The organism is Paracoccus chinensis (assembly GCF_900102885.1).
Taxonomy (GTDB): domain Bacteria; phylum Pseudomonadota; class Alphaproteobacteria; order Rhodobacterales; family Rhodobacteraceae; genus Paracoccus; species Paracoccus chinensis.
The window spans coordinates 48,259-67,398 of the sequence record NZ_FNGE01000010.1 but is presented as its reverse complement, the minus strand read 5'-3'; the positions used below and the strand labels follow the sequence as shown (position 1 = coordinate 67,398).

The following is a 19,140-nucleotide window of genomic DNA, read 5'->3' as shown; positions in this document are numbered from 1 at the left end:
AACGGCATGGTGCTGGCGCTGCTGGCCATCGTGCTGTTCTTTGTGGTGGTGGTGCGCGGCACCCAGGGCATCGACTTCCTGTCGGCCCAGAACATCACCAACCTGTTCCTGCAGAACAGCTATGTCATCGTCATGGCGCTGGGGATGCTGCTGGTCATCGTCTCGGGCCATATCGACCTGTCGGTCGGCTCGGTCGCGGCCTTCACCGGGGCGGCCTCGGCCTTCCTGACGGTCAAGCTGGGCTGGCCGGTCTGGGCCGTCATGCCCGCCGTGCTGATGATCGGTGCGCTGATCGGCGCGGCGCAGGGCTACTGGATCGCCTATTGGCGCATCCCGTCCTTCATCGTCACCCTTGCGGGGATGCTGGTCTTTCGCGGCCTGACCCTGTGGCTGCTGCAGGGCCAGAACATCGGCCCCTTCCCCAAGGCCTTTCAGGCGCTGTCCACGGGCTTCGTCGGTGACGTGTTCGGCCCGGACAAGCCGAACTTCACCGCCCTGATCCTGGTCGCGCTGGCCGCCGTCGCGATCGTCACCAGCGGGCTGCGCGCGCGGGCGCAGGACGCGGCCTTCGGCACCGAGCCTGAACCCGCGGGCCTGTTCTGGACCCGCAATGCCGTGGTGGTCGCGGCCCTGATGTTCGTCGGCTGGAAGCTCGCCATGTTCCGCGGGCTGCCGAACGTGCTGATCGTGATGTCGGTGCTGATCGTCCTTTACGCCTTCGTGACCGAGCAGACGACGCTGGGACGGCGCATCTATGCGCTGGGCGGCAACGAGAAGGCCGCGCGGCTGTCGGGGATCAAGACCGACCGGCTGGTGTTCCTGACCTTCGTGAACATGGGCGTGCTGGCGGCGCTGGCGGGGATGATCGTCACGGCGCGGCTGAACTCGGCCACGCCGAAGGCCGGCGTCGGCTTCGAGCTGGACGTGATTGCCGCGGTGTTCATCGGCGGCGCCTCGATGTCGGGCGGATCGGGCAAGATCCTCGGCGTCGTCGTGGGCGCGCTGATCATGGGCGTGATGAACAACGGCATGTCGATCATGGGCATCGGCATCGACTATCAGCAGGTCATCAAGGGCCTGGTGCTGCTGACCGCCGTGATCTTCGACGTCTACAACAAGGCCAAGCGCGCGTGACCCTGCCGCAACCCGCAGGGCCATCGAAGCAAGGGGCTACCGCATGACTCGACCGCTGATCGCCATCCTGCGCGGCATCCGTCCCGATGAGGCCGTGGCCCATGCAGAGGCGCTGATCGCCGCGGGGGTGACAACCGTCGAGGTCCCGCTGAACTCGCCCGAGCCGTTCGACAGCATCGCCCGGCTGATTGCCGCCTTCGGAGACCGCGCCCTGATCGGCGCGGGCACCGTGCTGGACCCCGTGCAGGTCGTTCGGCTGACCGGGATGGGCGCCCGGCTGGTCGTCTCGCCCGACGCCAATCCCGAGGTGATCGCCGCGACCCGTGCGGCGGGCATGGAAAGCTGGCCCGGCGTGATGACCCCGACCGAGGCATTTGCGGCGATCCGCGCGGGCGCGACGGGGCTCAAGCTGTTCCCGGCCTCGCTTGTCGGGCCTGCGGGGCTTGCCGCAATCCGCGCCGTGCTGCCGCCGGACATGCGGGTCTATGCCGTGGGCGGCGCGGGGCCGGAAAACTTCGGCGCCTGGATCGCTGCGGGCGCCTCGGGCTTCGGCATCGGCACCGCCATCTACCGGCCCGGACAGCCGGTCGCGGCAACCACGGACGCGGCGGCGCGGGTGGTCGCCGCCTATGACGCCGCCGCGGGAAGCGGATCGTGAGGCTGCTCGATCCGACGCCCTGCGAACTGGGCGAGGGTGCCTTCTGGCACCCCGAGCGGCAGCAGTTCCTGTGGCTCGACATCCTCGGCCGACGGCTGCACACCGCCGGTGCCCCCAGCCGCGACCTGCCCGAACTGACCTCGGCCATGGCTTGGGTGGACCGCGACCGGCTGCTGCTGTCCACGGAAACCGGCCTCTGGCTTTATGACATGGGAACCGGGAGGGTGGGCGAGCGGATCGCCGCCATTGCCGATGACGCGCCGGACCTGCGCTCGAACGATGGCCGGGCCGATCCCTGGGGCGGCTTCTGGGCCTCGACCATGGGCAAGGCGGCGCAGGCCGGGGCAGGGACCATCCGCCGCTGGTTCAGGGGCGAGTTGCGCGTGATCCGCGACGGGCTGACCATCCCCAACGCCATCTGCTTCGACCGCCCTCGCGCCTGCGCCTATTTCGCAGACACTGCCGCCGGAACGATCTGGCGCCTGCCGCTTGATCCCGCGACGGGCTGGCCTGCCGGTGAGGCGGAGGTCTTTCTCGACCTGACGCCTGAAGGCCTTTCCCCTGACGGTGCCGTGACCGACGCCGAGGGCAACCTGTGGAACGCGCAATGGGGCGCGGGCCGGGTCGCCTGCCACGATCCGGGCGGACGCCTGATCGCCAGCATTCCGGTTCCCGCGCGGCAGGCAAGCTGCCCGGCCTTCGGCGGCGCAGACCTGTCCGACCTGATGGTCACCACCGCTTGGGAGGGCCTGGATCCCGAGGCCCGCCGCGCCGACCCCCAGGCCGGCTGCACCTTTGTCACGGCTGTCGCGGCACGCGGGCTGCCCGAGCCGCGCGTGCTTCTGCCCTAGGCTGCAGTCAGGCCCGCGGCCTCGGCAATCGCGCGATAGGCGGCCGCCGCCGCGGGTGTCAGCTTGCGGTCCCGCATCGTGACCAGTCCGTAGGGCGCGACCATCAGGTCGGGGGCGACCGGCAGACGCACGATCCGGGCGCCCAGCGACGCCTGAGAGCGGAAGAACTCCTCCGCCTGGGTGGACATGACCCCGATTGCGTTGCTGCGGCTGACAAGCGCCAGCGTGAACATCAGCGAGGCGGTCCCGACGACCCGCTGGGGCAGGGGCAGTCCACGCTCCATCAGGTAGGCCTCGACCGTGCGGCGCAGCAGCCCGGCGCGCGGCTGCATGACCCAGTCGAAGCGCAGCGTTTCGGTCAGATCCGAAGGGGGCCGCACGTCCAGTTCGTGCCCCTCGCGCACGATCAGGGACATCGGCTCGGGGCCGATGGTCTGCATGGCGAACTGGGTCGCATCGACGTGGTCGGGAATGCGGCCCAGATAGAAATTGACCTCGCCCGCGATCAGCTCTCCGATCAGCCGGTCGCTTGAATCGACCATCACGTCGAAGCGGATCTGCGGCCGCATGATGCGCAGGTTCTGCAGCACCGGCAGCACCAGGTCCAAGGACGGCCCCGAGACCGAGCCGAGGCTGACAAAGCCCGCCTTTCCATTGTTGATGTCCCGCACCTCGGTCGCGGCGCTGTCGATCTCGTGCAGGATGCCGCGGGCAAGCTCGGCCAGCCGCGTGCCCGCCGCCGTCAGGTTCACCCCGCGCGGATGCCGTGCCGTCAGCTTGACACCCAGCAGATGCTCAAGCTCCGACAGCATCCGCGAGGCGGCGGGTTGGGTCATGTTCAGCCGCTGCGCCGCCGCCACGACCTGGCCCGTGTCCGCGACATCGACGATCAGCTGCAACTGGCGCAGCTTCAGCCCGCGCGCGGCGAGCGGCGGCGGTCCCTTGGTCATGGCGTCTCCTCGATCCCCCCGCACGACATTGCAGGAACGTCATGTCGGGCGTCAATAATCGCATTTGACCGCATGACGCACGCCTCGCTACGCAAGAGGTGACGCGGCCAGATCGCCCGGCGGCGCAGGAAAGGGTGGACCGATGCTGCTGTCCCAGATCAAGACCCTCGACGGCCGCACCGCGGTGGTCATGCGCGACGGCACCGAGGCGCATGAGGTCCAGGGCTTCCCCTCGACGCTCGAACTGGCGCAGCATTGCATCGCCGAAGGACGGACATTGGCCGAGGTGCTGTCCTCGCGCCGTCCCGGCCCGGCGGTGGATCTGCGCGCCGCGCTGGACGAGAGGCGCGTGCTGCCGCCGCTGACCCATCCCGATCCGGCGCATCTGCTGGTGACCGGGACCGGGCTGACCCATCTCGGCTCGGCCTTGACCCGTGACGCCATGCACCGCGACGACAACGTTGCTGACACGCCAGTGACGGACTCGATGCGCATGTTCCGCATGGGGCTGGAGGGCGGGCGCCCCGAGGAAGGGCGCGAGGGCGTGCAGCCCGAATGGTTCTACAAGGGCGATGGCCATTGCGTCGTCGCACCGGGGGCCGAACTGCGGATGCCCGGCTTCGCCCAGGACGGGGGCGAGGAGCCCGAGATCGCAGGCCTTTACGTCATCGGTCCCGACGGCGTGCCGTTCCGCCTGGGCTTTGCGCTGGGCAACGAGTTCTCGGACCACGTCATGGAGAAGGTGAACTACCTTTATCTCGCCCATTCCAAGCTGCGCCAGGCGAGCTATGGCCCCGAGATCCTGGTGGGCCGGCTGCCCGAGGACATCCGCGGGACCTCGCGCGTCCGCCGCGGCGGCGAGGTGCTGTTCGAGCAGCCCTTCCTGTCAGGCGAGGCAAACATGTCCCACAGCATCGCCAACCTGGAACACCACCATTTCAAGTATGACCAGTTCCGCCGTCCGGGCGACGTTCACGTCCACATGTTCGGAACGGCCACGCTGAGCTTCGCGGCCGGCGTGGTGACCGAGCCGGGCGATGTGTTCGAGATCGAGGCCCCCGCCTTCGGCCTGCCCCTGACGAATAGGCTGGGTCGTGCCCCCGCCGCGACGGCGGCCGTTGCCGTCCGCGCGCTGTAGGAAGGGGAAGAACGCGATGAGCTTCGCCCCCGCCCCCTGGCCGCGCCGCCTCCGCTCGCAGGAATGGTTCGGGGGCGACAGCCGCGACAACATCTACCACCGCAGCTGGATGAAGAACCAGGGCTTCCCGGCGGACCTGTTCGACGGCCGCCCGGTGATCGGCATCCTGAACACTTGGTCCGAGCTGACCCCCTGCAACGCGCATCTGCACGACCTCGCGCAACGCGTGAAGCACGGCATCTTCGAGGCCGGCGGCTTCCCGGTCGAGGTGCCCGTCTTCTCGGCCGCTGAGTCGAGCTTCCGCCCCAGCGCGATGATGTTCCGCAACCTTGCCGCCATGGCAGTCGAGGAGGCGATCCGGGGTCAGCCGATGGACGGCTGCGTGCTGATGGTGGGCTGCGACAAGACCACGCCCAGCCTGCTGATGGGCGCGGCCAGCGTCGATCTGCCGGCCATCGTCGTCACCGGCGGACCGATGCTGAACGGCTGGTTCCGGGGTGAGCGCGTGGGCTCGGGCACCGCGCTGTGGCAGATGTCCGAGGACATCAAGGCGGGCCGGATGAGCCGCGCCGACTTCCTGGAAGCCGAGACCGCCATGAGCCGCAGCCCCGGCAGCTGCAACACCATGGGCACAGCCTCGACCATGGCCAGCATGGCCGAGGCGCTGGGCATGGCACTGTCGGGCAACGCGGCGATTCCGGCGGTGGATTCGCGGCGGCGGATGATGGCGCAACTGACCGGGCGGCGCATCGTGCAGATGGTCAAGGACGACCTGAAGCCCAGCGACGTGCTGACCCGCGCGGCCTTCGAGAACGCGATCCGCTGCAACGGCGCCATCGGCGGGTCCACCAATGCCGTGATCCACCTGCTGGCGCTGGCGGGCCGCGTCGGCCTGGACCTGACACTGGACGACTGGGACCGGTTGGGCCGCGACGTGCCGACGATCGTCAACCTGATGCCGTCCGGCAAGTACCTGATGGAGGAGTTCTTCTACGCCGGCGGCCTGCCCGTCGTGCTCAAGCGGCTGGGCGAGGCCGGGCTTCTGAACCGCGACGCTCTGACTGTCAGCGGCCAGACCGCATGAGAGCAGGTGCAGGACGCCGTGAACTGGAACGAGGACGTGATCCTGCCCGCCTCTCGGGCGCTCACTCGGAACGGCGGCATCGCCGTACTGCGCGGCAACCTCGCGCCGCAGGGGGCGGTGCTGAAGCCCTCGGCCGCCAGTCCGCACCTGCTGCGCCATCGCGGCCGCGCGGTCGTGTTCGAGGACATCGACGACTACAAGGCGCGGATCAGTGACGAGGCGCTCGACATCGACGAGACCTGCGTCATGGTGCTGAAGAACTGCGGGCCGCGCGGCTATCCGGGAATGCCCGAGGTCGGCAACATGGGCCTGCCGCCCAAGGTGCTGCGCAAGGGGATCACCGACATGGTCCGCATCTCGGACGCGCGCATGTCGGGCACCGCCTATGGCACCGTCCTGCTGCACACCAGTCCCGAGGCGGCGCGCGGCGGGCCGCTGGCCATCGTGCGGACCGGCGACATCATCGAGATCGACGTGCCCGCCCGCCACGTCCACCTGGACGTCAGCGACGACGAGATCGCAGCCCGGCTGCGCGACTGGATCCCGCCGCTGCCGCGCCCCTCGGGCGGCTATGCGCAGCTTTTCCACGACCATGTGCAGGGCGCGGATACGGGCGCCGACTTCGACTTCCTCCTCGGCTGCCGCGGATCGGAGGTGGGCCGTGACAGTCACTGAGCCGATCGGGATCGCCGTCGTGGGCCTGGGCAAGATCGCCCGGGACCAGCACCTGCCTTCCATCGCGGCCAACGCGTCCTTCCGGCTGGCGGCGACCGTCAGCCGCAACGCCAGCCTGCCGGACGTGCCCTCCTTCGCAGGGCTGGAGGAAGCGCTTGCCGCCATGCCCGATGTGGGGGCGGTGGCCCTGTGCGTGCCGCCGCAGGTGCGCTTCGGCATGGCGCGCGCGGCGCTGGAGGCCGGGCGCGACGTGCTGCTTGAAAAGCCGCCCGGCGCCTCGGTCGCCGAGGTCATGGCCCTGGACCGGCTGGCGCGCGACGCGGGCCGGGTCCTTTACGCCACCTGGCACTCGCGCCATGCCGCGGGCGTCGCCCCGGCGCGGGACTGGCTTGCGGGGCGGCGCATCCTGGGCGGGCGTATCACCTGGCGCGAGGATGTGCGACGCTGGCATCCGGGGCAGGACTGGATCTGGCAGGCGGGCGGCCTTGGCGTCTTCGATCCCGGCATCAATGCCCTTTCGGTGCTCACCGCCATCCTGCCGGTCGAGGTCTTCGTCGGCGCGGCCGAACTGGAGTTTCCGGCGAACCGCGACACCCCCATCGCCGCTCGCCTGACCCTGCGCACGACGGAGGGGCAGGCGATCGAGGCCGATTTCGACTGGCGCCAGACCGGCCCCCAGACATGGGAGATCGAGCTTGAAACCGACGCGGGCCCGCTGCTGCTGACAGGTGGCGGCGCGCAGGCGCAAGCGGGCGGCGCGGTGCTGGCGCAGGCCGAGGCGCTCGCCTCGGAATATGACGGCATCTATGCCGAGTTCGCGCGTCTTGTCGCAGCGCGGGAAAGTGCCGTTGATCTGCGGCCGCAGCTGCATGTGGCGGATGCCTTCATGCTTGGCCGGCGGACCCAGACAGATGCCTTCGAGGACTGAGGCGATGCAAGCCCCCCGAGAAACCAGAATGGGGGGACAGGCTTCCGCCATCGAGGACTTCGACCTGCGCCCCGACGGGCAACGCGTGAGCCGCGTCGCCATCTGCGGGCACGGGTTGTCGGCCTGGGTGCTGACGCATGGCGCGACCCTGCAGGACCTGCGTCTGGCGGGTTTTCCGCAGCCGCTGGTGCTGGGCTTCCCCCGGCTTGAGCCTTACCTGACCGAGGGGATGTATTTCGGCGCCGTCGTTGGCCGCTTCGCCAACCGTATCGGCCATGGCCGCGCATGGGTCGGGGGCGAGGAACGGCAGCTCAACCGCAACTTCCTCGACCGGCACCTGCTGCATGGCGGTGCGGACGGGACGGGAGTGCGCAACTGGCGGCTGGGCGAGGTCACGGCAGACAGGGTGACGCTGCACGACCACCTGCCCGACGGGCACATGGGCTTTCCCGGCGCCATGGACGTGACGGTGCGCTATGCGATCACGGCCGGGCCGGTGCTGGAGATCGAGATCACCGCGGCCACGGACGCCGAGACGCTCTGCAACTTCGCGCAGCATTCCTTCTTCAACCTGTCAGGTCAGCCCACCATTGCCGACCATCGTCTGCGCTGCCCGGCCGAGCGGTATACCGCGACCGATCCCGATCTGATCCCGACCGGCGAGACGCCCGCCGTTAAAGGCACGCGCCACGACTGGCGCCAGCCGATGCGGCTGGGCGACCGGCTGGACGCCGGGCTGATCGACGACAACCTCTGCCTTGGCGACAGGCGTCTTGCCTCGCCGCGTCCGGTGGCATGGTTGTCGGCGCCGGGCGGCCCGGCCCTGCAGCTCGAGTCGACCGAGCCGGGGTTGCAGGTCTATGCCGGCGATCACATCCACCCCGGCGCGCCCGGGCTGGAAGGCCAGCCCTACCGGCGCTTCGCGGGCCTCGCGCTCGAGCCGCAGCTGTGGCCCGACGCGCCCAATCATCCGGGCTTCCCCTCGGCGCTCCTGCGCCCCGGCGAGACCTACCGGCAGATCACGCGGATTCGGCTGACGCCCGCAGAGGCCTCGCCGGAAGGGCCCAAGGGCCATGAACGGGGCGGGGAGAGCCCCTTGAGGAGGACAAGATGAAGAACCTGACCGCAGCGGCGTTGTTCGCCACCACCGCCCTCGCTGCCCTGCCCGCGGGGGCCGAGACCGTGGGCTTCGCCCAGATCGGCTCGGAATCCGGCTGGCGCGCCGCCGAGACCACCGTGACCCGGCAGGAGGCCGAGAAGCGCGGCCATGACCTCAAGTTCGCCGATGCCCAGCAGAAGCAGGAAAACCAGATCAAGGCGGTGAAGACCTTCATTGCCCAGGGCGTGGACGCCATCCTTCTGGCGCCGGTCGTCGCCACCGGCTGGGACCAAGTGCTGGAAGAGGCGAAGGAAGCCGAGATCCCGGTCGTGCTGCTGGACCGCCAGGTGGATTCCAGCGAGGACCTGTACCTGACCGCCGTGGGCTCGGACCTCGAACACGAAGGCAGGGTGGCCGGGGAGTGGCTGGTGCAGCAGGTCGGCGACAGGACCTGCAACGTGGTCGAATTGCAGGGCACCACCGGATCGTCCCCGGCCATCAAGCGCAAGGCCGGTTTCGAGGCGGGGATCGCCGGGCATGACAACATCACCATCACCCGCAGCCAGACCGCCGACTTCACCCGCACCAAGGGCAAGGAGGTGATGGAAAGCTTCCTCAAGGCCGAGGGCGGGGACGAGATCTGCGCGCTTTACGCCCACAACGACGACATGGCCGTGGGTGCGATCCAGGCCATCAAGGAGGCTGGCAAGAAGCCGGGCACCGACATCCTCGTCGTGTCTATCGACGCCGTGCCCGACATCTTCCAGGCCATGGCCGCGGGCGAGGCGAATGCAACAGTCGAGCTGACCCCGAACATGGCGGGACCCGCATTCGACGCGCTGGAAGCCTATTGGAAGAACGGGACGGTGCCGCCGAAGTTCATCCAGACCGAGTCAAAGCTCTACACCCAGGCCGACGACCCGCAGGCGATCTACGAGTCCAAGAAGAACCTCGGCTACTGAGCCGCGAACCACTGGGGGCGGCCTATCGCCGCCCTCGATCCGCCGGGACGACGCGCAGGGGAGGGCGCTGGCATGGACGCGGTTCTTGAGGCGCGCGGGATCACGAAGCTTTTCCCCGGCACGGTGGCGCTGGATGCGGTGGACCTTGTCCTCGCCCGCGGCGAGGTCCACGCGCTGCTGGGAGAGAACGGCGCGGGCAAGTCCACGCTGATCAAGTGCCTGACCGGCGCCTATGCGCGCGACGGCGGAACGGTGCTGCTGGATGGCCGGCCGGTCGCCCCGCGCAGCACCGCCGACGCCCAGGCGCTGGGCATCGGCACCGTCTATCAGGAGGTGAACCTGCTAGCCAACCTGACGGTGGCCGAGAACCTGATGCTGGGACGTGAGCCGCGGCGGCTGGGCCTGACCAACCGTCGCAGTGCCTGCCGCGAGGCTGCGCGGATGCTGGCCGACTATGATCTCGACATCGATGTGACCCGGCCACTGGACGCCTATTCGGTCGCGGTCCAGCAGATCGTCGCCATCGCCCGCGCGGTTTCGCTGTCCGACAAGGTGCTGATCCTGGACGAGCCGACCGCCAGCCTTGATGCGGCCGAGGTCGAGCGGCTGTTCGGCATCGTCCGCCGGCTGCGCGACCGGGGGCTGGCAATCGTCTTCATCTCGCATTTCCTTGACCAGGTTTATGCCATCTCGGACCGCCTGACCGTGCTGCGCAACGGCCGCAACGTCGGGGGCGGTCCCGTGACCGAAGTGGACCGGCTGGCGCTGATCAACATGATGCTGGGCCATGATCTTGCGCAAGCCGAGAGCGGGCACCGCACCCGAGCGCCCGGCAATGGTCCCCCGGCCGCACAGTTCCACGACTTCGGCCGCCGTGGCCGGGTCGAGCCCTTCGACCTGACAGTCCGCAAGGGCGAGATCGTGGGCCTCGCGGGGCTTCTCGGCTCGGGCCGCACCGAGATGGCCGAGGTGATCTTCGGCATCGACGGCCATGACAGCGGCACGGCCGAGGTCAGCGGCACGGCGCGGCGGCTGGACAGCCCGCGCGCCGCCATCCGCGCCGGGATGGGCTTCTGCCCCGAGGACCGCAAGACCGACGGCATCGTGGCCGACCTGGGCGTTCGCGAGAACATGATGCTGGCGCTGCAGGCCCGGCGCGGATGGACCCGCCCCGTCGCGCGGCGCGAACAGGACCGGATGGTTGCCGACTACATCCGCCGCCTCGACGTCCGCACGCCCCATGTCGAGAAACCGGTGGGCGAGCTGTCGGGGGGCAACCAGCAGAAGGTGATCCTCGCCCGCTGGCTGCTGATGAACCCCGGCTTCCTGATCCTGGACGAGCCAACGCGCGGCATCGACGTGGGCGCCCATGCCGAGATCATCCGCGTCATCGAGGAGCTTTGCGACCGCGGCATGTCGCTGCTGGTGATCTCGTCCGAACTGGACGAGCTGGCCACCTATTCGGATCGGGTGATCGTCATGCGCGACCGCCGCCAAGTGGCCGAGCTTGCGGGCGCCGAGGTCAGCACGGGGGCGATCGTCTCTGCCATCGCCGCGGCTCCGCAACAGAGGACCGCGCCATGACCCTGCCTGCCGGTCTTGCCCGGATCCTGCCGATGCTGGCGACCCTGGCGCTGCTGGTCGCCGCGATCAGCCTGGTGTCGCCGGGCTTTCTCGACATCTCGGTGGCGAACGGGCGTCTGTACGGCAGCCCCATCGACGTGCTGAACCGCGGCGCACCGGTGGCGCTGCTGGCGATCGGCATGACGCTGGTGATCGCGACCGGCGGCATCGACCTATCGGTCGGCGCCGTCATGGCCATCTGCGGCGCGGTGGCGGCGAAGATGGTGACGCTGGGCTATCCGCTGCCCCTGACGCTGCTGGCGGCGCTGGCGACCGGAGCGGCCTGCGGGTTGTGGAACGGGCTGCTGGTGTCGGTGCTGCGCATCCAGCCGATCATCGCCACGCTGATCCTGATGGTGGCGGGCCGGGGCATCGCGCAACTGGTGACCGAGGGAGCGATCCTGACCTTCTCGGACCCGGGTTTCGCCTTTCTCGGGTCAGGCGCTATCCTGAGCGTGCCATTCCCCGTCCTCTTGTGGACCGCCGCCGCCGTTGGCACGATCCTTGTCCTGCGCCGCACCGCGCTGGGCTTCCTGATCGAGGCGGTCGGCGTCAACGCCCGCGCAGCCTATCGCGCGGGCGTGAACACCCGCGCCACGATCATCGCCGTTTATGTCGTCTCTGGCCTCTGCGCGGCGCTGGCCGGGCTTGTGGTGACGGCGGATATCCGCGGCGCCGACGCCAACAACGCGGGGCTGTGGCTCGAGCTTGATGCGATCCTCGCAGTGGTGATCGGCGGCAACTCGCTTCTGGGCGGACGCTTCTCGATCGTCGCCTCACTGATCGGGGCCATGATCACCCAGACCGTCAACACGGGCATCCTGCTGGCGGGTTTCCCGCCCGAATACAACCTGCTGATCAAAGCCTGGATCGTGCTGGTGATCCTGCTGGTGCAATCGCCGCGCTTGCGGCCGCTGCTGGCCCGCCGCAGGGCCTCGCGGCAGGGGACACCGACATGAGCGCGCGCCTTCTGCCCTTTGCCGTCACCTGCGCCATCTTTGTTCTGGCCTATGGCCTGGCATGGCTGCAGTTCCCGGCCATCCTGTCCACGCGGGTGATCGGCAATCTTCTGACCGACAACGCCTATCTCGGCATCGTCGCGGTGGGCATGACGGTGGTGATCCTGTCGGGCGGCATCGACCTGTCAGTCGGCGCGGTGATCGCCTTTTCCGGCGTGTTCATCGGCGTGATGCTGCGCGACACGGGCCTGCATCCCTATGCCGTGTTCCTGCTGCTGCTGGCGATCACCACGCTTTTCGGCCTTGCGATGGGTGCGGTCATTCACCTGCTGGAGATGCCGCCCTTCATCGTCACGCTTGCCGGCATGTTCATGGCCCGCGGCGCGGCCTATGTCCTGTCGATCGACTCGATCCCGATCCGGCACCCGGCCATCGAGGCGATCCAGTCCGCCTACTGGCTGATGCCAGGCAAGGGACGGCTGACGCTGATCGCTGGGCTGATGCTGCTGACGGTGGCGGCGGTCACGCTGCTGATCCACCGCAGCCCCTTCGGCACCCGCGTGATGGCGGTGGGCGGGGACGCCCGCACGGCGCGCCTGCTGGGTGTCGATGTCGGCCGCACCACGGTGGCGGTTTACGGCCTGTCGGGCTTCTGCGCGGGCCTCGCCGGGGTGGTCTTCGCCGTTTACACCTCGGCCGGCTATTCGCTGGCGACGGTCGGCACCGAGCTGGACGCCATCGCCGCCGTCGTGATCGGCGGCACGCTGCTGACCGGCGGCAGCGGCTTCGTACCGGGAACCCTGATCGGCGTGCTGATCATGGGGCTGATCCAGACCTACATCGTCTTTGACGGCACGCTGTCCAGCTGGTGGACCAAGATCGTGATCGGCATGCTGCTGTTCGGCTTCGTCGCCCTGCAGAAGGGTCTGGTGCAATTGCGAACCGGAGACAGGGCGGCGCGGCGCCGCGCAGCCCGCCAGTCCGGACGGCACCGCGCGACCGCCTGAATATCTCCGCACGCGGAGCAGGGCAGGTGGTCAGGAGACGTTGCCCCGAGACAGGGCCGGTGAGCCGAAACGCTGCTGGTTCATCGTGGCGTGGATCATCGGCCTCACGGCCATTCAGCCGGTGACGGGGCCGTATGGGCCGACTTCACCCAGACAATCTATGAGGGAAGCGGAATCCTTGCTATTCCTTGACCGACAAGGGGTCGTGAGATGCTGCTCGAAAGAGAAAGCCCCCTCGAGGTGATCCGCGCGGCGGCGGCCCGCGCCGCGGCCGGGAACGGCAAGGTCGTGGTCGTCGAGGGCGAGGCGGGCATCGGCAAGACATCCCTGCTTCGGGCCTTTGCCGCGCAGCAGGGCACGCGCGGCCGTATCCTTTGGGGATGGTGCGAGGCATTGTTCGTTCCCCGGCCGCTGGGGCCTGTCCATGACATGGCGGCGTCGCTGGGTTCCCAGGTCGCGGCGCTGCTCGACGAGGGCGCAGAACAGGGGCGGCTTTTCCCGGCGCTGCTTCAGGCGCTTCAGCAGGCGGGCGGCCTGACCGTGCTGGTGTTCGAGGACATGCACTGGGCCGACAAGGCGACGCTGGATCTGGTCAAGTACCTCGGGCGCCGGGTGTCCCTGCTGCCCGTCCTGCTGCTGCTCAGCGTCCGCAGCGACGAGATGCACGGCGACCACCCGCTGTCCCAGGTGCTGGGCGACCTTCCCGGAGGCGACGTGGCCCGCATCACGCTGCGGCCGCTGTCCGAGGCAAGCGTGTCAAGGCTGGCGCAAGAGGCCGGGCGGCCTGTCCATGACATCTACCGCGTCACGCAGGGCAATCCCTTCTTTGTGACCGAACTGCTGTCGGACGGCGAGGCCGATCCCCGCCGCCGCCTGCCGGGGTCCATCCGCGATGCCGTCTGGGCCCGCCTGTCGCGGTTGGATGCGGATGAACGCCGGCTTCTCGAGGCGGTCAGCATCACGCCCGGCGGCATCCAGCCCTGGCTGCTGCGGGTCGTCGCCGGGGACGAGGCCGATGCCCTGATCGATCGAAGCGAGGCGCGAGGCCTGCTGCGGCGGGACGGGCAGGGGGTCATCACCTTCCGCCACGAACTTGCCCGCGAGGCTGCGCTGGAACGCCTTGCCCCCTCGACGCGCCGGTCCCTGCACGCCCGGATCGAGGCGGCGCTTTCGGCCCTGCCACCCGCGCGTGCCGAGGCGATGCTGGCGGCAAGGGTCCACCACGCCGACGGCGCGGGCAACGGCGAGCGCGTGCTGGAACTCGCCCCGCTGGCCGCGCGGCAGGCGGCCCGGATGGGCGCGCATCTGGAAGCCGCTGCCCATCTGGCGACGGCGCTGCGCTATGTCGGGCTTGCTGCGCCGGAACTTGCCGCCGAGCTTTACCAGGATTGGGCCTATGAGGCGGACCTGAGCCTTCTGCTCACCTCCGAGGTGATCGAGGCGCGGCAGCGCGCCATCGGCCTCTGGCGGCAGCTCGGCCGGGCCGACCGGGTCAGCGCCAACCTGCGGCGGCTGTCGCGCCTCTACTGGCGCCAGGGGGAAGGGCGGCTGGCCGAGGACTGTGCCGAGGAAGCCGTGCGCGTGGTGGAACCCCTGCCGCCGGGCCGGGAGCTTGCCTTGGCCTACAGCACGCGCTCGCAGCTTCACATGCTGCACTACCGCTTCAACGAGGCCGTGGAATGGGGCGAGCGGGCCATCGCCCTGTCGGACAGCCTGGGCGAGATCGGCACCCGCGTCCATGCGCTGAACAACGTGGGCACGGCCCTGATGTTCGCGGGCCGCCCCGGCGGGCGCGAGCGGTTGCAGGAAAGCCTGGCGCTATCGCTCGCGCATGAACTCCACGACGATGCCGCCCGCGCCTATACCAACTTCGCCGAAGCCGCGACGCTGGAGCGGGATTTCGCACTGGCCGACGACCTGCTGGCCGAAGGGATTGCCTTCTGCCTGCGGCACGACCTCGACTCGGTCACGCAATACCTCGTCGGCAGGCAGGCCCAGCTTCGTCTGGACCAGGGCCGGTTCCGCGAGGCCGAGGCGATCGCCCAGGGGGTCATGGCGCGGGATCAACTGCCCATGGTCATGCACCTGCCGGCCCTGACCGTGCTGGCCACCGTCCGCATGCGCCGTGGCGAAGACGACGCCCCGGCGCTGCTGGATCGCGCCCTGGGCGAGGCGCTCGTCACGGGCGAGGCGCAGCGCATCATCCCGGTGCGCCTGGCACTAGCCGAGGCGGCCTGGCTGGCGGAAGACATGGCCGCCGCGCAACGGCAGCTTGCCCTGCTTGCGGGGATGGGCCTCGACGATTTCCAGCCTTATCTTCCGGAGATAGCGGTGTGGTGGCAGCGCTGCGGCATGGCCGAGCCCTTCCCCTCTCTGCTTTCGGACATGCAGTTGCCGCTTGCCCGTGCCGCCGAGCTACGCGGCGACCCGCTGTCGGCCGCCGCCGAATGGACCCGGCTCGGCCTGCCCTATGAGGCCGCGCTGGCGGGCCTGCAGGCGACCAACCCCGAAGCCGCCGAGGCGCTTGTCGCCGCCCTCACCACTCTGGAAACCTTGGAAGCCCGCCCCGCCGCGGCACTGGCGCGGAAGCGGGCGCAGCGCCTTGGGCTTGCGGACAGGCTGCCCCGGCTGCGGCGCGGCCCTTATGCGGCGTCGCGCCAGCATCCGATGGGACTGACCCTGCACGAGCAGCAGGTGCTGGTCCTGATCGCCCAAGGCATCGGCAACAAGGAGATCGCGCGCCGCATGTCGCGCTCGCCCCGGACGATCGAGCATCATGTCTCGGCCGTGCTGGGCAAGTTCAACGCCACCAACCGCATGGAGTTGATGATGCGGCTGCGGCAGGACCCCTGGCTGCTGCCGGACGCCCGCCACCTGCATTCGTCCGACGCCGACGGTACGGGCACTGTTTCCCTGGCAGATGCCGGGAAATCTGGGGGATCGCCGATCAAAAACGGGTAGCCGCACCGATGTGCGCCCCGGTCGCGCTCCGTATCCTTTTCTGAAGGGTCGAGGATCGCCCGCGTGCCTCCTCTGCCTTGCAGACGGTGGGGTCTCGGATGCCACGCGAACGGATGTCCAGGAAAGGCGGCTGTTCCGGCCATCCGCGCGCCAGGCAAGCCCACGGGGCGGGACCCAATCTGACGTTGACCGCAACTCGCGTCTGTCGGGGGCAGATCGACCCCCGTCCCACGGCGCAACATGAACCGGGAGCATCAATCATGACTGGCATTGCCGACGGATACCGCCTCGCCTGTTTCTGCGTGGCGGCGGTCCTTCCCGCGATGGCTGCCGTTGCGGCGCCGCCGCAGGGCGTGACGTTGAAGGGGCATTCCGTCCGCATCGCGGAACTGCCGATCCAGTCCCTGCGAAACTTGCGCCGGCTGGAAACCGGCGAAGGACAATCCCTTGTCGCCGTTGATACCGGCGGCCGGATGACCGTCATGGGCACGGAAGGCCATGCGCTGGCCACCGATGCGGGGCGCGTCGCCGATGCCGCCCTGCTGCAGCTTGGCGACGACGCAAGGCCGCAGTCCTATGCCATGTGGGTCGGACCCCGCGGTCTCGGCGTCGTGCGCCTGGATGCGGGGAAAGCCGAGGCGGCGCTTCTCCCGGCATCAGGGTCTGGCGAAATCGGCGAGATGGGGGCGACGCGGCTTGCCGCGGCAAGGGACCGCGCGGGCGACGCCTTGATCCTGGTTGGGACGATCGGCGGCCAACTGTCCGCCCTTTCCGTGCGGCCGCAGGGTGAAAGCCTTGGGCTGGAGAGTGCCGGCCACTGGTCCGTCGAAGGGGCCGTCAAGGCGATGACCGCCCGCGGCTCGCGCGCCTACATCCTTGCGACCACCGGCCTGTGGTCCTTGGACCTGTCCGCCGAGAACCCCGAGCCGGTGCTCGAGGCCGCAGGGCGCAGCGGCTGCCTTGACGCCTCCCGCGATATCGGGGGCCTTGCGCTGATGGAAGAAGGGCCGCGTTCGATCGTCGCCGTAGCGCAGCCCGACATCCAGCGCATCGTCGCTTATGAAAGCGGGCCGGGGCCGGACGCCTGCCTGGGTTTCGTCCATGTCGTCCATGCCTCTGATCCCGAGGGCATGGACACCGTCGTTCCCACGGGGATGGTGGGCGGCGCCGGAGCCTCGCTGCTGGTTTCGGATGCCGATCGGCCCGAAGTCGTCGGCGTTCCTCATCTGCCGGCGGCATTCTCCGTTCCGCCCGAGACGCTGACAACGCTTGCCGCCGGTCAGTAGGCATCGGGGCGGGGTGAGGGTGCCATGTGGGGCTCGCAATCCATGTCGGCTGCCATGCTTCAGTTCATGGCGGCCTACATCCTGATCGTGGTCGTGCCCGGTCCCGTCGCCCTGACGACGGGCGGCTATGCCGCCCTTCACGGGTTCAGGCGGACCATCCCGCTGCTTGCCGGAATCGCGATGGGGACCGCCACGCTGATGGGCGCCATCGCCTGGGGCGCCATCCACCTGGCCTCGGGTCTGTCGCTTTCGGCGGTTCAGGCGGTCGTTCCGCTGGTGCTGATCTGGCTGGCCTGGCGGCTGCTGCGTTCCGCCCATGCCGAAGCTGCCGGCGCCGATATGCCTCCGCCCCGGCTGTGGCTCGAGTTGTTCGCCCAGGGCGCTGCCGTCGCCTTTCTCGCCCCGCAGAGCGCGTCCTTGTTCACGATCGCCTTTCTGGGGGTGTTCCGGGACCACGACAGGATCGCCGCCCTGGTGGCCGTGACCACGTCGATGAGCATCGCCTGGTACACGCTGGTTGCGCTGCTGTTCTCGCTTTCCTCCATGCGCTGGGCAGCCCTGCAGTATCGCCGTGTCATCTGCCGGGCCGCGGCAGCCGGGCTTCTGCTGATGGCGCTGGTCTCTGTTCTTTCAACGCGCATGGCGCAGATGCTGCCATGACGGCCCTCGGCCGCCTGGCGACAGCCTTGGTCGCCATGGAGACGCGCGGGTCTGTCGCCTTGTCCCTCAATCCACGCCAGCCGGGACCAGGCCATGAGAGTCCATCGCCCATCGACGCCGTAGGTCGCCCTAGTGCATCGCAAGAATCCTTGCCGGGCCGCCGGTGCCGCCGCGATGCTTCGGCGCGCCGATGAAGATCGTGGCGCCGCTGGCCGGAAGTTGGTCCAGATTGGCCAGCCCCTCGATCCCGAAGCGGCCCGAGGGCAGCCAGGAATAATGCACCGCGAAGTCGGGAGAGTTGCCGGGGTCCAGCGACAGGGTGTCCACCCCGATCGAGGCCGCCCCCGTCTGGGCCAGCAGGTCGGTCGCCGCTTTCGAGAAGCCGGGGAAGGCCAGCGTGCCGTCCGGCAGGTTGCGCCACGACGGGTCCCCGATCCTGGCCGTCCAGCCCGAGTTCATGGCCACGCAGGCCCCCGCCGGGATATCTCCATGCGCGGAAACCCAGGCCTCGATGTCCGCGGGCTCGACCACGGCGTTCGGGTCCTCGGCCGCCCTGGCGGAAATATCCAGAATGCACAGCGGCGCGATCAGGTTCTCGACCGGCAGCGCATCGACCGAGGTTCCGCCTTCGGCAAAATGCAGCGGCGCGTCGATATGGGTGCCCGTGTGCTCGAAGATCGTCAGCTTGAAAAGGTGATAGCCGTCGGGATCGAAGTTCTTGTCCACCTCGTAGAGGATGCCGGGCTTGCCGTCGAAGGTGGGGAAGTCGCTGTCATGGGCATGGGTCAGGTCGACCACCCTCCCTTTCGCCTGCGCCAGCGCCGGCCGCGCGGACAGCGCGCCCGCGGCCACGCCCATCGCCGCAGTGGCTGCAGCGCCTGAAAACAGTCTGCGGCGCGAGAGCATGTGGCTTTTTACGTTCTCGATCAGGCAGGCCGTGCACATGGGGCGTTCCTCGGTTGCGGTTTGCCTCAGGGAACGGGGCGGCGCCCGAGGCTGTCAAGCTCGGCGCCGGGTGAGGGAGAAAGTTCCGCGCCTTTCCCTGGCCGTGCCGTCATGGCTGCCGGAATCTTCGCCATTCGACCGTTCCGATCCGCCGAAACAGGGCCGGGGCAGGTTGAACATCGGTTCCTTCACGACGTATCGCCTAGCCGCCGAGGCCCGG

15 protein-coding genes and 1 pseudogene are annotated in these 19,140 nt (G+C 69.3%); 14 read left to right on the top strand and 2 right to left on the bottom strand.

The features are described 5' to 3' along the window. Nucleotides 1–6: 6 nt before the first annotated feature. Genes mmsB through BLQ03_RS11615 form a run of 3 tightly spaced genes read left to right on the top strand, consistent with a single transcriptional unit; the run spans nt 7 to nt 2,643 of the window. On the top strand, nt 7–1,134 hold the full coding sequence (gene mmsB / locus BLQ03_RS11625) for a multiple monosaccharide ABC transporter permease (protein ID WP_090756348.1): 1,128 nt from the start codon (nt 7–9) through the stop codon (nt 1,132–1,134). 43 nt (nt 1,135–1,177) lie between these two features. Then, a complete protein-coding gene (locus tag BLQ03_RS11620; protein WP_090756247.1) occupies nt 1,178–1,792 on the top strand; it encodes a 2-dehydro-3-deoxy-6-phosphogalactonate aldolase in 615 nt (204 codons plus the stop codon). After that, nucleotides 1,789–2,643: an SMP-30/gluconolactonase/LRE family protein gene (locus tag BLQ03_RS11615; protein ID WP_245688856.1), complete on the top strand. Its 855-nt coding sequence runs from the start codon at nt 1,789–1,791 to the stop codon at nt 2,641–2,643. The genes BLQ03_RS11620 and BLQ03_RS11615 overlap by 4 nt, the downstream gene beginning before the upstream one ends. Here the strand turns inward: BLQ03_RS11615 and BLQ03_RS11610 are convergent. Continuing rightward, nucleotides 2,640–3,593 carry a LysR family transcriptional regulator gene (locus tag BLQ03_RS11610; protein WP_090756243.1) on the bottom strand — a complete coding sequence of 318 codons (954 nt, stop codon included), beginning with the start codon at nt 3,591–3,593 and terminating at the stop codon, nt 2,640–2,642. The two genes, BLQ03_RS11615 and BLQ03_RS11610, sit on opposite strands and share 4 nt — an antisense overlap. 142 nt (nt 3,594–3,735) lie before the next feature. On the opposite strand from BLQ03_RS11610, the gene araD1 reads away from it, so the two are divergent. The 11 genes and pseudogenes from araD1 to BLQ03_RS11555 all read left to right on the top strand — a co-directional run bounded on the left by araD1 (nt 3,736) and on the right by BLQ03_RS11555 (nt 17,975). Continuing rightward, a complete protein-coding gene (araD1, locus tag BLQ03_RS11605) occupies nt 3,736–4,731 on the top strand; it encodes an AraD1 family protein (RefSeq protein WP_090756241.1) in 996 nt (331 codons plus the stop codon). A 16-nt stretch (nt 4,732–4,747) separates the two neighbouring features. Continuing rightward, nucleotides 4,748–6,490, top strand: a pseudogene (gene araD / locus BLQ03_RS11600) (L-arabinonate dehydratase). Next, complete coding sequence (locus BLQ03_RS11595; RefSeq protein ID WP_245688854.1) at nt 6,477–7,418, top strand: Gfo/Idh/MocA family protein; 942 nt, start codon at nt 6,477–6,479, stop codon at nt 7,416–7,418. Before araD ends, BLQ03_RS11595 begins: the two are co-directional and overlap by 14 nt. A gap of 28 nt (nt 7,419–7,446) precedes the next feature. After that, nucleotides 7,447–8,532, top strand: a complete 1,086-nt coding sequence (locus BLQ03_RS11590) for an aldose epimerase family protein (protein ID WP_090756236.1) — start codon at nt 7,447–7,449, stop codon at nt 8,530–8,532. Further along, entirely contained in the window at nt 8,529–9,479 is a 951-nt protein-coding gene (ytfQ, locus tag BLQ03_RS11585; protein WP_090756235.1) for a galactofuranose ABC transporter, galactofuranose-binding protein YtfQ, read from the top strand. Before BLQ03_RS11590 ends, ytfQ begins: the two co-directional genes overlap by 4 nt. Nucleotides 9,480–9,551: 72 nt before the next feature. After that, a complete protein-coding gene (locus BLQ03_RS11580) occupies nt 9,552–11,063 on the top strand; it encodes a sugar ABC transporter ATP-binding protein (protein WP_090756233.1) in 1,512 nt (503 codons plus the stop codon). Beyond that, nucleotides 11,060–12,061, top strand: coding sequence for an ABC transporter permease (locus tag BLQ03_RS11575; RefSeq protein ID WP_090756231.1), 1,002 nt, complete (start codon nt 11,060–11,062; stop codon nt 12,059–12,061). The genes BLQ03_RS11580 and BLQ03_RS11575 overlap by 4 nt, the downstream gene beginning before the upstream one ends. After that, complete coding sequence (gene yjfF, locus BLQ03_RS11570) at nt 12,058–13,068, top strand: galactofuranose ABC transporter, permease protein YjfF (RefSeq protein WP_090756229.1); 1,011 nt, start codon at nt 12,058–12,060, stop codon at nt 13,066–13,068. The genes BLQ03_RS11575 and yjfF overlap by 4 nt, the downstream gene beginning before the upstream one ends. A gap of 210 nt (nt 13,069–13,278) precedes the next feature. After that, a complete protein-coding gene (locus tag BLQ03_RS11565) occupies nt 13,279–16,029 on the top strand; it encodes a helix-turn-helix transcriptional regulator (RefSeq protein ID WP_090756227.1) in 2,751 nt (916 codons plus the stop codon). Between the two features lie 260 nt (nt 16,030–16,289). Next, a complete protein-coding gene (locus tag BLQ03_RS11560; protein ID WP_090756225.1) occupies nt 16,290–17,315 on the top strand; it encodes a hypothetical protein in 1,026 nt (341 codons plus the stop codon). 54 nt (nt 17,316–17,369) lie between these two features. Beyond that, nucleotides 17,370–17,975 carry a LysE family translocator gene (locus BLQ03_RS11555; RefSeq protein ID WP_217629714.1) on the top strand — a complete coding sequence of 202 codons (606 nt, stop codon included), beginning with the start codon at nt 17,370–17,372 and terminating at the stop codon, nt 17,973–17,975. A 129-nt stretch (nt 17,976–18,104) separates the two neighbouring features. Here BLQ03_RS11555 and BLQ03_RS11550 read toward each other — a convergent pair whose 3' ends face one another. Continuing rightward, the gene (locus BLQ03_RS11550; protein WP_090756220.1) at nt 18,105–18,920 is read right to left on the bottom strand and encodes a cyclase family protein; all 816 of its coding nucleotides are present in this window, start codon (nt 18,918–18,920) and stop codon (nt 18,105–18,107) included. Between the last annotated feature and the right edge of the window lie 220 nt (nt 18,921–19,140).

What these genes read in the sequence shown, in the direction of transcription:
- BLQ03_RS11555 (WP_217629714.1), top strand. Translation starts at nt 17,370, where the DNA reads ATGCTTCAGTTCATGGCGGCCTACATCCTGATCGTGGTCGTGCCCGGT.
- BLQ03_RS11590 (WP_090756236.1), top strand. Translation starts at nt 7,447, where the DNA reads ATGGGGGGACAGGCTTCCGCCATCGAGGACTTCGACCTGCGCCCCGAC.
- BLQ03_RS11560 (WP_090756225.1), top strand. Translation starts at nt 16,290, where the DNA reads ATGACTGGCATTGCCGACGGATACCGCCTCGCCTGTTTCTGCGTGGCG.
- BLQ03_RS11580 (WP_090756233.1), top strand. Translation starts at nt 9,552, where the DNA reads ATGGACGCGGTTCTTGAGGCGCGCGGGATCACGAAGCTTTTCCCCGGC.
- BLQ03_RS11575 (WP_090756231.1), top strand. Translation starts at nt 11,060, where the DNA reads ATGACCCTGCCTGCCGGTCTTGCCCGGATCCTGCCGATGCTGGCGACC.
- ytfQ (WP_090756235.1), top strand. Translation starts at nt 8,529, where the DNA reads ATGAAGAACCTGACCGCAGCGGCGTTGTTCGCCACCACCGCCCTCGCT.
- araD1 (WP_090756241.1), top strand. Translation starts at nt 3,736, where the DNA reads ATGCTGCTGTCCCAGATCAAGACCCTCGACGGCCGCACCGCGGTGGTC.
- BLQ03_RS11620 (WP_090756247.1), top strand. Translation starts at nt 1,178, where the DNA reads ATGACTCGACCGCTGATCGCCATCCTGCGCGGCATCCGTCCCGATGAG.
- yjfF (WP_090756229.1), top strand. Translation starts at nt 12,058, where the DNA reads ATGAGCGCGCGCCTTCTGCCCTTTGCCGTCACCTGCGCCATCTTTGTT.
- BLQ03_RS11610 (WP_090756243.1), bottom strand. Translation starts at nt 3,593, where the DNA reads ATGACCAAGGGACCGCCGCCGCTCGCCGCGCGCGGGCTGAAGCTGCGC.
- BLQ03_RS11550 (WP_090756220.1), bottom strand. Translation starts at nt 18,920, where the DNA reads ATGTGCACGGCCTGCCTGATCGAGAACGTAAAAAGCCACATGCTCTCG.
- BLQ03_RS11565 (WP_090756227.1), top strand. Translation starts at nt 13,279, where the DNA reads ATGCTGCTCGAAAGAGAAAGCCCCCTCGAGGTGATCCGCGCGGCGGCG.
- mmsB (WP_090756348.1), top strand. Translation starts at nt 7, where the DNA reads ATGGTGCTGGCGCTGCTGGCCATCGTGCTGTTCTTTGTGGTGGTGGTG.